General features: G+C 72.7%; 10 protein-coding genes and 1 pseudogene. 7 read left to right on the top strand and 4 right to left on the bottom strand.

Annotated features, from left to right (window positions below):
• The 3 genes and pseudogenes from Q0444_RS09790 to Q0444_RS09780 form a co-directional block, all read left to right on the top strand.
• Window positions 1-251: pseudogene (locus Q0444_RS09790) on the top strand (hypothetical protein); the annotation flags it as partial.
• On the top strand, window positions 248-1,051 hold the full coding sequence (locus Q0444_RS09785; RefSeq protein ID WP_291080946.1) for an SDR family oxidoreductase: 804 nt from the start codon (window positions 248-250) through the stop codon (window positions 1,049-1,051). The pseudogene Q0444_RS09790 and the gene Q0444_RS09785, both read left to right, overlap by 4 nt.
• Window positions 1,052-1,221: 170 nt before the next feature.
• Entirely contained in the window at window positions 1,222-1,833 is a 612-nt protein-coding gene (locus Q0444_RS09780; RefSeq protein ID WP_299023105.1) for an RNA methyltransferase, read from the top strand.
• A gap of 74 nt (window positions 1,834-1,907) precedes the next feature.
• Here Q0444_RS09780 and Q0444_RS09775 read toward each other — a convergent pair whose 3' ends face one another.
• Window positions 1,908-2,564, bottom strand: coding sequence for a DedA family protein (locus tag Q0444_RS09775; protein WP_291080950.1), 657 nt, complete (start codon window positions 2,562-2,564; stop codon window positions 1,908-1,910).
• A 171-nt stretch (window positions 2,565-2,735) separates the two neighbouring features.
• Here Q0444_RS09775 and fbaA point away from each other — a divergent pair, with 171 nt between their 5' ends.
• A complete protein-coding gene (gene fbaA / locus Q0444_RS09770) occupies window positions 2,736-3,779 on the top strand; it encodes a class II fructose-bisphosphate aldolase (protein ID WP_299023103.1) in 1,044 nt (347 codons plus the stop codon).
• 869 nt (window positions 3,780-4,648) lie between these two features.
• Here fbaA and Q0444_RS09765 read toward each other — a convergent pair.
• Both Q0444_RS09765 and Q0444_RS09760 read right to left on the bottom strand, forming a co-directional pair.
• Window positions 4,649-6,331, bottom strand: a complete 1,683-nt coding sequence (locus Q0444_RS09765) for an alkaline phosphatase (RefSeq protein WP_299023101.1) — start codon at window positions 6,329-6,331, stop codon at window positions 4,649-4,651.
• A gap of 85 nt (window positions 6,332-6,416) precedes the next feature.
• Window positions 6,417-7,814, bottom strand: coding sequence for an NAD(P)-binding domain-containing protein (locus tag Q0444_RS09760; RefSeq protein WP_291080497.1), 1,398 nt, complete (start codon window positions 7,812-7,814; stop codon window positions 6,417-6,419).
• 248 nt (window positions 7,815-8,062) lie between these two features.
• On the opposite strand from Q0444_RS09760, the gene Q0444_RS09755 reads away from it, so the two are divergent.
• Window positions 8,063-8,479, top strand: coding sequence for a DUF3151 domain-containing protein (locus Q0444_RS09755; RefSeq protein ID WP_291080499.1), 417 nt, complete (start codon window positions 8,063-8,065; stop codon window positions 8,477-8,479).
• Entirely contained in the window at window positions 8,436-9,725 is a 1,290-nt protein-coding gene (locus Q0444_RS09750) for an FUSC family protein (RefSeq protein WP_291080501.1), read from the top strand. The genes Q0444_RS09755 and Q0444_RS09750 overlap by 44 nt, the downstream gene beginning before the upstream one ends.
• Here the strand turns inward: Q0444_RS09750 and Q0444_RS09745 are convergent.
• Complete coding sequence (locus Q0444_RS09745) at window positions 9,670-10,326, bottom strand: hypothetical protein (RefSeq protein WP_291080503.1); 657 nt, start codon at window positions 10,324-10,326, stop codon at window positions 9,670-9,672. The two genes, Q0444_RS09750 and Q0444_RS09745, sit on opposite strands and share 56 nt — an antisense overlap.
• A gap of 56 nt (window positions 10,327-10,382) precedes the next feature.
• On the opposite strand from Q0444_RS09745, the gene pxpA reads away from it, so the two are divergent.
• Window positions 10,383-11,285, top strand: a 903-nt coding sequence (gene pxpA / locus Q0444_RS09740) for a 5-oxoprolinase subunit PxpA (RefSeq protein WP_299023099.1), incomplete at its 3' end; no start/stop codon positions are given.

Here is an 11,285-nt window from a genome sequence, read left to right as displayed (position 1 = left end):
GGCGGGCCCGGCGGCCCGCGCGGGGGCCCGGGGGGGCCCGGGGGGGCGGCCCCGCTGCCGCGGTGCGCGGGGGGGCCGGGCGGGTGTCCCTGCTGAGCGATTCGCTGATCCTGGCCCGCCGCAAGACCGAGGGCGGGACCGCGTTGGCCAGGGCGCTGGACGTCGGCGTGATCGACACCTACGCCACGGCCGCGTTGCTGCTGCTCACGGGCACGGCCGCCGCGGCTCGCGCGGCCGGGCGGTCGGCGTGAGCGCGGTCCGGAGCGTCCTGGTCACCGGCGCCGGCCGCGGGATCGGTGAGGCCACCGCGCGCCGGTTCGCCGACGCCGGGTACCTCGTCGGGGCCTATGACCTGCAGCCGTGCGCGTGGGCCGAGGGCGACGCGCGGATCGTCACCGGGGCCCTCGACGTCACCGCCCCCGCCGCCTGGGAGGAGGCGCTGGCAGAGCTGACCGCCCGCTCCGGCGGCGCGCTGGACGTGCTGGTCAACAACGCCGGGCTCCTCTACGGGACGCCGTTCATGGACGCCAGCTACGAGCGGGACTCCGCGCTGGTGGACGTCAACGTCAAGGGCGTCCTCTACGGCTGTCGTGCAGCGCACCCGTACCTGGCCGGGGCCTCCGCGCCGACCGTGGTCAACGTCTGCTCGGCGTCGGCGATCTACGGCCAGGCCGAGATGGCCGTGTACTCGGCCACCAAGTTCGCCGTCCGCGGCATCACCGAGGCCCTGGACCTGGAGTGGGGCCCGGAGGGCATCCGCGTGTGCTCGGTGTGGCCGCTGTACGTGGGCACCGGGATGCTCGAGGGCGTGGACACCGCGGGCATGCGGAACATGGGCGTTCGGCTGACGGAGGGTGACGTGGCGGGGGAGATCCTCGACCTCGCCGAGCAGACCCGCCGCGAGCCGTCCGGTGTCCTCGGCAGGATCCGCGGCGTGCTGGGCAGGGAGGTCCATCGCCCGGTGGGCAGGCAGGCCGCCGCCATGTATCTGGCGTCGCAGCTGGTGCCGAGCAGGATCATCCGCCTGACCAATCAGCGCCTGACCTCGTGACCGGAGCCGCCGCCGGTGATCCCGCCGCCGGTGATCCCGCCGCCGGGCAGGATCCCGCCGCCGGTGATCCCGCCGCCGGGCAGGATCCCGCCGGCGATCCCCCCGCCGCCGGGCCCGACCACGTCGCCGGGCCCGACCACGTCGCCGGACCCACGGAGTGGGGCGACGGCCTGGTCGGCGTCGGCCCCTGGGAGGTCGAGCATCCGGGCGAGCCCCGCCCGACCGGCGAACACTGGGACCCCGACCTGCTCGACTCGGGCGACCGCCGCAACGTGGTCGACTGCTACCGGTACTGGCGGCGCGAGGCGATCGTGGCGGACCTCGACACCCGGCGGCACCCGTTCCACGTGGCCATCGAGAACTTCGGTCACGACGCCAACATCGGCACGGTGGTGCGCACCGCCAACGCCTTCCTGGCGGCCGAGGTGCACATCGTGGGTCGCCGCCGCTGGAACCGGCGCGGGGCCATGGTCACCGACCGCTACCAGCACCTGCGGCACCACGAGGACGTCAGTGCACTCATGGACTGGGCGGAGTCCCGGGGGCTGCCGGTCCTCGCCGTCGACAATCTCCCCGGCGCCGAGCCGCTCGAGACCGTCCGCCTCCCGCGCGAGTGCGTCCTGCTCTTCGGCCAGGAGGGCCCCGGGGTGAGCGACGACGCGCGGCTCCGGGCGGCGAGGACAGTGTCGATCGCCCAGTTCGGCTCGACCCGCTCGATCAACGCGGGAGTGGCCGCCGGCATCGCCATGCACGCCTGGATCCGCGAACACGCCGCCCGCTGAGCCGCGCCCTGCCCCGCGCGGTCGCCCGACCGCGGGCAGGGCCTGACCGCGGGCAGGGCCTGACCGCGGACCGCTCAGGCGGCGGGGGCGGCGGGACGCTTGCGGATGCGGGCGATGAGCTTGGGTACGGCGGTGATGAGCATCGGCAGCACGGACACCAGCACGATGCCGATGAGGATGAAGTCGATGTGCTCCTTGATGAAGTCGAACTGCCCGAGCCACGCGCCGAGCGCCGTCACGCCCGCGGCCCAGAGCACCGCCCCCACCACGTTGAAGGTGACGAACACGCGGTAGCGCATCCCCGCCATGCCGGCCACCAGCGGCGCGTACGTCCGGACGATCGGCACGAACCGGCAGAGGATGATCGTGGCGGGGCCCCACTTCTCGAAGAACGCGTTGGCCTCATGGATGTAGGCCTGCTTGAACAGGCGCCCGTCCGGCCGCTCCCGCAGGTGGTGGCCCCAGCGGTTGCCGATGAAGTAGCCCACCTGGTCGCCGAGGAACGCCGCGATCGGGGCGGTCACCAGCACCACCCACAGCGGGGCGAACGGGTTGTCCTGCTGGGTGAGCAGCCCCGCGGTGAACAGCAGCGAGTCTCCGGGGAGGAACGGGAACAGCAGGCCCGACTCGATGAAGACCACGGCGAGCAGGGCCGGGAGGATGGCTTTGCCGAACGGGCCGTCGCCGGACAGCCAGAACTCGGGATCCATGAATCCGGGGCCGAGCGCCATGACGTGCTGGGCCTGGTCGGCCAACAGATGGGTGTTCACGACGGGAATCGTATCCGTCCGCCCCTGGGAATCGGCTGAAGCCGTGCCCCCGTCGGGCCGGGTGGGGCCCGCGACCTCGCGATACCTCGTAGGATGGGGTGAATCTCAGCGCCGACTTCTGGAGGATCGTCAATGCCTATCGCCACCCCGGAGCAGTACAAGGACATGCTCGACCGGGCCCGTGAAGGGGGCTTCGCCTACCCCGCGATCAACTGCACCTCCTCGGAGACCATCAACGCCGCCATCAAGGGCTTCGCCGACGCCGGTTCCGACGGGATCATCCAGTTCTCCACCGGTGGCGCCGAGTTCGGCTCCGGCCTCAACGTCAAGGACATGGTCACGGGCGCGGTCGCGCTCGCCGAGTTCGCGCACATCATCGCGGAGAAGTACGACATCCTGGTGGCGCTGCACACCGACCACTGCCCCGAGGACAAGCTGGACACCTTCGTCCGCCCGCTCATCCAGATCTCCCAGGAGCGCGTCGACGCCGGCAAGAACCCGCTGTTCCAGTCCCACATGTGGGACGGCTCGGCCACCCCGCTCGACCGCAACCTCGAGATCGCCAAGGAACTCCTCGAGAAGACGGCCAACGCCAACCAGATCCTCGAGATCGAGATCGGCGTCGTCGGCGGCGAGGAAGACGGCGTCGAGAACGAGATCAACGAGAAGCTGTACACCTCCCGCGAGGACTTCGAGGCCACGATCGAGGCGCTCGGCGCGGGCAACACCGGGCAGCGCTACCTGCTGGCCGCCACCTTCGGCAACGTCCACGGCGTGTACAAGCCGGGCAACGTGAAGCTGCGCCCCGAGGTGCTCAAGATGGGCCAGGAGGTCGCGGTGGAGAAGCTGGGCCTCGGCGAGGGCGACCTGCCGTTCGACTTCGTCTTCCACGGCGGCTCGGGCTCGGCCAAGAGCGAGATCGAGGAGGCGCTGAGCTACGGCGTCATCAAGATGAACGTCGACACCGACACCCAGTACGCGTTCACCCGCCCGATCGTGGGTCACATGTTCGGAAACTACGACGGCGTGCTCAAGGTCGACGGCGAGGTGGGCAACAAGAAGGTCTACGACCCGCGCTCCTACCTCAAGAAGGCCGAGCAGGCCATGTCCGAGCGCGTGGTCGAGGCATGCCACGACCTCAAGTCGGCCGGTAAGTCGAAGGGCGCCTCTGCCTGAGCGCACCTCCGAGCCGCCCCGGCCCGCCCCGGCCCGCCCCGCCCGCGGATGGCAGGCCCGGTCACGGCGATTGCGGCGGTATCGGCTCCGGCGGTGACGGTGGAGTCAGCGGCGCCCCTTCTTTCGAGGAGGGGCGCCGTCGGCGTGTCTGCGGCTTCGCCCCCGCTGCCCCGGCTGCCCCGGCGGATCCTCGCCGATTCGGCTTCGCGCCGCCGACACCCCTCGACCCCGCCGATCCGGCTGATCCCCCGCCGAGTCGCCGAATCGGCGAGGCCCCGAAGCGGCTCCTCCGGTGCGGAGAAAGGTCGACGCTCGGATTCGCCCTGTGAGGGGCTCGCAGGTGTGAAACCAGGTGGCAGCCCCGGGCCGTGCCCGGCTTGCCGCAGATCGCCGCTCAGGCCGATTTCGGATGGCATGGGGCGGCCACGCGGCGGTTGCTCGAGGTTCGTGAGGACTTGATCGAGAATCGTGGCACGTTGCTCGTACTCAGGTACGCCGCGGCGGCGTGTCCGGTGCACGGATTACGAGCAGATGAGGCCGAAGTTCGAGCAGGTTTCACCGAACGTCGAGCATGTGGGCAGGAGTTCGAGCTACCGACGATTCGAGCGGGGAGAACTCCGGCAGCTGAGTGCTCGAGCCACTGAGTGAAGCCTCGCCAACCCCAACGCCAACGCCAACGCCAGCGGGCCCGCGGGCAGGGTCGGCGGAAGTCAGCCCGGCTGGTCGCCCCACGGGACAGTGCCAATGTCGACTCCGGGCTCGCGGACCTTCCAGGCGCCGCACCCGCACTCGCATCTGCAGCCGCAGCCGCAGCCGCAGCCGGGCGGCGAAGCGGCGGCGTCGCCGGAACGGGGGACGGCGCCGCCGGCTCAGGGCAGCGGGCCCGCGGGCTCCAGCCGGTCGGTCCCGTGCCGGACGCGCCAGCTGGCCATGGGGTAGGCGCCGCTGGCGGGGTCCTCGCGGGCCACGATCGCCCAGTAGTCGGCGTGGGCGAAGTCGGCGGTGAACTCGAGGACCGTGAAGCCGTGGCGGTCCAGGTCCACCCAGCGCACGTGGCGGTTGAGCTGCGTCAGGGCACCCTGCGCGGTGAGAGAGGCGGCGTTGCCCTCGGGCAGCCCGATCATGTCGTCGATGTTGTTGCTGGTGATCGACGGGGTCACGAACTCGATCGCGCCAACGCCCGCGCCCGGGTAGTCGGCGGGCGCGAACGGCACCTCGCAGGCCCAGCCGGTGTGGATGTCGCCGGTGAGGAACACGGTGTTGCGCCCCCCGGCGTCGCGGATCACCTCGAGCAGGCGGCGGCGCTCCCCGGCGTAGCCGTCCCACTGGTCGGGGTTGTAGGTGACGCCCTCGCGCGGGACGCCCAGCAGCTCGGTGAGCGCGGCGGTGGTCCGCGGCTCGAGCGGGGGCAGGAGCACGGGCGTGATCATCACCGAGTTGCCGATGACGTTCCAGCGCGCGGTCGAGGAGCTCAGGCCACGGGCCAGCCAGTCGAACTGCTCGGCGCCGGTCATGGTGCCCGTGACGTCGATCGCGTGGCCGTCGAACCGGCCCGGCACGGCGGAGCGGTAGGACCGCAGGTCGAGCATGCTCAGCTCGGCCAGCGACCCCCAGCGCAGCCGCCGGTAGAGGTGCCCGCCGTCGCGCAGGGACTCCGGCCGCACGGGCATCCACTCGAAGTAGGCCTGCGCGCTGGCGGCCTTGCGGTCGGCGAACGCGCCCTCGTGCGGCTGGTGGTTCTCGGCCCCGCCCGCCCAGGTGTCGTTGGCCACCTCGTGGTCGTCCCACGTGCAGATCCACGGCACGTGCGCGTGCAACGACTGCAGGTCCGGGTCGGTGCGGTACTGCGCCAGCCGGACCCGGTAGTCGGCCAGGGAGACGATCTCGTGGGGCGGCTCGTGCGGGCGGACGGGCCCGGACTTGCCCACGTACTCGCCGCGGCCGTACTCGTAGATGTAGTCGCCCAGCTCGATGATCGCGTCCAGGTCCCCGCGGGCCTCGAGGTGGCGGTAGCCGGAGAAGAACCCGGCCTCCCAGTTGGAACACGACACCACCCCGACGCGCCAGCGCCCGGAGGCGGGCGACGCGCCGTCGGCGGGGGCGGTGCGGGTGCGGCCGGTGGGCGAGGTCTGCCCGAGGGCGCGGAAGCGGTAGTGGTACCAGCGGTCGGGGGCCAGGCCGGTGCAGTCGACCTTGACGGTGTGGTCGCGGCCGGCGTCGGTGACGAGCGAGCCCGACCGGACGATGCGCGTGAAGCCGGGGTCGAGGGAGACCTCCCAACCGACGACGACGGGGGCGCCCAGACCCGACCCGGGAGCGGCCTCGGGGGCGGGCGTGACCCGCGTCCACAGGATGAGGCGGTCCGCCATCGGGTCGCCGGACGCGACGCCGTGCCGGAAGACGCCCTCGGCCGCGGAGGCGACGGCGGGCCGGCCCGCGACAGCGCCCGCGCCGGCCGCCGCGGCCCCGGCCAGGGCGCCCGCCCGGAGGACGGTCCGGCGATCGAGGCCGGCGGGGGTGTGGGAGCGGTCGGTGGACGAGGGCACGATCATGCGGCCAGTCTGACGTGTTCTCGGAAGGGGCGGGGGCGAAAGGGCCGAGTGGTCATCGGCCGTTCACCCCGGGAGCCCGTCACGATCAGCTCCGCCGAGGATCGGCCCCGCCGACAATCGCCTCCAGCTCGGTCGTCGGCGGCGTGGACAGGAACCGCTCGCGCGAGTCGTCCAACTCGTGCAGCCACGGGGTGTGATGGACGGAGGCCATGGTCCCGGTGAGGACGGAGCGGAACGGCTTGTCCCGGTACGTCAGGATGTCCCTCTGCTTGTCCTCCTTCCAGGCCAGGAGGATCCGCACCACCTCGTCGAGGTCGAACATCGGGTAGTCCGTGGCCTCGATGAGGTCCCTGATGTAGTCGGCCTGGAAGCGCACGTCGTCGGCGTCCCCGTCCAACTCCTGGAACCGGTTGCGCCAGGTCCGGATGTGCGCGGCACGCTGCTCGGTGGGCGGCAGCGTGGCCCGGCCCAGGATGAGGTCGCGGACGTACCACGCCTGGGCGTCGAACATGTTGAAGGTGAACCACTGGTCCTGGGCGCCGAGGTAGTAGACCCTGGGGTTCTTCTGCCACACCACGCCGCGGTACAGGCCCGCGGGGTAGATGTCGTTCGGCGACTGCAGGGCGAGCTCGGCGGGCAGGAACGGGTACTTGTGGAGGTAGCCGGTGCACAGGATCACGGCGTCGAACTCGCGGGTCAGGCCTCCGGTGAAGTGGACGGTCTCGCCGTCGAACCGGGTGATGAGCGGCAGTTCCTCCATCCCGTCCGGCCAGTCGTAGCCCATGGGGGCGGTGCGGTAGGACATCGTCACCGAGCGGGCACCCATCTTGAAGGCCTGCACGCCGATGTCCTCGGCGGAGTAGGAGGCGCCGATCAGCAGGACGCGCTTGTCGGCCAGGTTCTCGGCCCCGCGGAAGTCGTGGGCGTGGCGGACCGATCCGGGGAACGTCTCGATTCCCCTGAAGTCCGGGAGGTTGGGGTAGGAGAAGTGGCCGGTGGACACGATGATCCGGTCGAACTCCGAGGAGGTCGTCTTGCCGGATTTGAGGTTCTCCACGGTGACGGTGAAGGAGTCCAGTTCGCGGTCGTACTCCACCCAGCGGACGGCGGTGGAGAACTGGACCTTGTCCTTGACGTTGGACCCCTGGACCCGGCCGTCGATGTAGTCCCACAGGACCTCACGCGGCGGGTACGAGGAGATGGGCCTGCCGAAGTGCTCGTCGAAGGTGTACTCGGCAAACTCCAGGACCTCCTTGGGGCCGTTCGACCACAGGTTCCGGTACATGGATGAGTGCACCGGCTCGCCGTACTTGTCGGTGCCCGACCTCCAGTTGTAGTTCCACTGGCCGCCCCAGTCGTCCTGCTTCTCGTAGGCCACGATCTCCGGGATCTTGGCCCCGGATCGCTGTGCCGATTCGAAGGCGCGCAGGGCCGCCATCCCGCTCGGTCCTGCTCCGATGATCGCAATGCGCTGTCTTGACACAGATGTCCTCTCGGCCCACGTGCGGCCTGTCCTCGTGCTGCGACCGGTGCCGGTGGAAGCTCGTCCGACGCGGTGACCGTGATTCCGCGTTCCGGGGCCTCGACACAGGGACCGTGAGCGCTCCGAAGGGGCGGCGATGTGCCGCCCGCAACGAGCGCACGGCACCCCGGATGGGGTGCCGCATGCCTCTCACCATAGCAAATGCCCCCCGGGGCAGGGGTGGGGCGAATTAGTGGACAATGGCGGGCATGACCCAGTTCGGAGATCTCCTCGGCCCACCCCCCACCCGACTGACCGGCGACCCGGAGGCGGAGGACGCGCTCGCCGCGGGTGAGGATCCCCGCACCGTGGCCGCCTCGCACCCCACGGCGTCGATCGCCTGGGCCGAGCTCGCCGAGCGCGCGCTCGACGCCGGCGAGGTAATCAGCGCCTACGCGTACGCCCGCACCGGCTACCACCGCGGCCTGGACCAGCTGCGTCGCCACGGCTGGAAGGGCTTCGGGCCGGTGCCCTACGACCACGAGCCCAACCGTGGCTTCCTCCGCTGCGTGGCCGCGCTGGCCCGAGCCGCGCAGTCGATCGACGAGGAGGACGAGTACATCCGCTGCCTGGACCTGGTCAATGAGTCGGACCCGCACGCCGCCGCGCCTCTCGGCCTGGCGTGACCGTCTGGACGCCCGCGCGCTAGGCGTCTACGCCGCGCTGCCGGTCCCGCTGAGGACGCGGGCCCGGCGCCTCGGGTACGCGTTCCTGCCGATCCTGCAGTGCGGCCTGGCCGCGGGCTTGGCGTGGTTCATCGCCCTCGACCTGCTCGGCCACCCCGCCCCGTTCTTCGCGCCCATCGCGGCCGCCATCGCGCTGGGCACGGGCATGGGCAAGCGCGTCCGCCGCGGGATCGAGCTGGTACTCGGCGTGGTGGTGGGGGTGGGGCTGGGCGACCTGCTGATCGCGCAGATCGGCTCCGGCCCATGGCAGATCGCCGTGGTGGTGGTGCTGGCCATGTCCGCGGCGGTGTTCCTCGACCGCGGCGCCCTGGTGGGGACGCAGGCGGCGTCGTCGGCGATCCTCGTGGCGACCCTGCTGCCGCCGGGCAGCGCGGGCGGCTACGAGCGGATGATCGACGCGGCCGTCGGCGGCGCGGTGGCGCTGACCGCGATGGCGCTCATGCCCGTCCACCCGCTGCGCCGCGCCCGCCGCGAGGCGGCCTCGCTGCTCGGCGTGGCCTCGTCGGTGCTGGCCGAGGTCGCGGAGGGGCTGGACCGGAGGGACTCCGACCTCATCCGCTCCGCCCTCCAGGACGCCCGGGACACCCAGCCGGCGGTCGACGCCATAGCCGAGCAGCTCGCGGGCGCCCGGGAGCTGGTGCGGATCTCGCCGTTCTACCGCCGGCGCCGCCCGGAGGAGGTCACCCTCACGGGCGTGCTCAATCCCCTGGACAACGGCATCCGCAACATCCGCGTGCTCGCCCGCCGCGCGATCGTGGCGGTCGACGACCGGGTGGACGTCCCGCCCGCGCTGAGCTCGCTCGTCGCGGGGCTTGCCGAGGCGGTGGAACTGCTCACGCGGCGGGTGGCCGCGGACTCCGACGCCCCCACCGACGCCGAGGTCCACCGGGCCCTGCGCGCGGTGGCGTCCCGCGCCAAGCGGGAACTGGTCACGGGGTCGGGGCTGACCGAGACCGTGATGCTGGCCCAGATCCGGTCGATCCTCGTGGACATGATGCAGGTGGCGGGCCTGAGCAAGATCTCCGCGCTCGCCACGCTCCCGCCCACCGTCCGCACGCCGGCCGTGGAGCCGGAGCTGATGGAGGAGTGGCCCGACTCCGCCGACCGGCCCACGTCGGGGCTGCCGCCGCTCAGGGCGACACGAGCCTCCATGGCTCGGTATGACGGTAGAACGACGTCCTCTTGACCGGCCGCCGGCCGGTGACGCCGTCGCGGGTGATGACGCCCGCCTCCGTGCCCAGCTGGACCGCCCGCGCCTGCAGCCACCGCCGGCGCCGCAGCCTGCGGGGCCGCGCCGCGGTGGCGCGGACCCCCGGCATCGTGGGGGTGGGGCGGACCGTGAGCAGGCCCGTCTCGCCGGAGAACACCTTGTCGTCGTCGGCGTAGGCCTCGCCCACCAACGTCCCGCCGTCGGGGCCGGTGACGGTGGCCTCGCCCACCAGGACGGTGCCGGTCTCGTCGCGCACCAGCGGCACCTCGCGCGCCGTGCCCCGCAGGCCCAGCTTGGCGGCGGCGGACCCGGTGGGCAGGTCGTACGCGCGGGTCGCTGGGGTGGGGTCCTCGGTGACGTAGGCGATCTCCACGTCGAGGTTCTCCGTGCGCATCAGCCGTGTGAGCAGGGCGGCCAGGCCGGCGTCGGTGCCGCACAGCACGAGCCTGCGCCCGGGGCCGACCTCCGACAGCACCCGGTTGACGTCGTCCTTGGTGGGGATCTCGCTGCACCCCACGCTCGGCCGCTCACCGAGGAGGGTGGGGACCGGTGCAGTGCCGCAGCGGATGACGATCATCCCTCCATCATGACCCCACCCGGCCCCGGGGTCGAACCTGGGGCAGGATGGGACGGGTGCACGGGACGACGCGCCGCATCGACCTCAACTGCGACCTCGGGGAGGCCCGCCGGGGGACCCCGCGGTGGTCGGCGTCGCTCGACGCGCGGGCCGGGGCCCACCCCGAGGACGCCGCGCTGCTGGACGTGGTGACCTCCGCCAACGTCGCGTGCGGGTTCCACGCGGGCAACCGGCCGACCATGAACGCCACCGCCGCGGCCGCCGCCGAGCGGGGAGTCGCCCTGGGCGCGCACCCCTCGTACCGGGACCGGGTGAACTTCGGCCGGGTGGAGCTGGAGGTCTCGCGCGCGGAGCTCGCCGAGCACGTCCACTTCCAGCTGGTCGAGCTCGACATGGCCGCCCGCCGCCGCGGGACCCGGGTGAGGTACGTCAAGCCCCACGGCGCCCTCTACAACCGTATTGTCCGGGATGCCGAGCAGGCCGCCGGGGTCGTGGACGCGGTGCTGCGGTACGCCGAGCTCGCCGGCGAGGAGCCCCTGCCCATCCTGGGGCTCCCCGGGTCGGTCGTGCTCTCCCACGCCCGCGCCGCCGGCGTCGCCGCCGTGGCCGAGGCGTTCGCCGACCGCGGCTACCGCGCGGACGGGACGCTCGTGCCCCGCGGCCGGCCGGGCGCCGTGCTCACCGACCCCGACGAGGTGGCCTCCCGCGTGGTGGCCATGGCCGTCGGCGAGGAGATCGCCGCCGCGGACGGCTCACGGGTGGTGGTGTCCGCGGCGTCGGTGTGCGTCCACGGCGACACCCCCGGCGCGGTCGTGCTGGCCCGGCGGGTGCGGTCGGCGCTCGAGGCGGCCGGGGTCGAGGTGGCGCCGTTCGCCACCGGGTCCGGGGCGGAGGGTCCGTCGGGGCCGGGCGGGGGGAACGGCGCCGCGCCGGGCGGGGGGAACGGCGCCGCGCCGGGC

It is taken from the genome of uncultured Dietzia sp. (assembly GCF_937873725.1).
Classification (GTDB): domain Bacteria; phylum Actinomycetota; class Actinomycetes; order Mycobacteriales; family Mycobacteriaceae; genus Dietzia.
This window is presented reverse-complemented; position numbering and strand designations above follow the sequence as displayed.

Bases quoted from the DNA above. Each gene is read 5' to 3' on its own strand.
- Q0444_RS09755 (WP_291080499.1), top strand. From the start codon at position 8,063: ATGACCCAGTTCGGAGATCTCCTCGGCCCACCCCCCACCCGACTGACC.
- Q0444_RS09775 (WP_291080950.1), bottom strand. From the start codon at position 2,564: ATGGCGCTCGGCCCCGGATTCATGGATCCCGAGTTCTGGCTGTCCGGC.
- Q0444_RS09765 (WP_299023101.1), bottom strand. From the start codon at position 6,331: ATGATCGTGCCCTCGTCCACCGACCGCTCCCACACCCCCGCCGGCCTC.
- Q0444_RS09745 (WP_291080503.1), bottom strand. From the start codon at position 10,326: ATGATCGTCATCCGCTGCGGCACTGCACCGGTCCCCACCCTCCTCGGT.
- fbaA (WP_299023103.1), top strand. From the start codon at position 2,736: ATGCCTATCGCCACCCCGGAGCAGTACAAGGACATGCTCGACCGGGCC.
- Q0444_RS09750 (WP_291080501.1), top strand. From the start codon at position 8,436: ATGAGTCGGACCCGCACGCCGCCGCGCCTCTCGGCCTGGCGTGACCGT.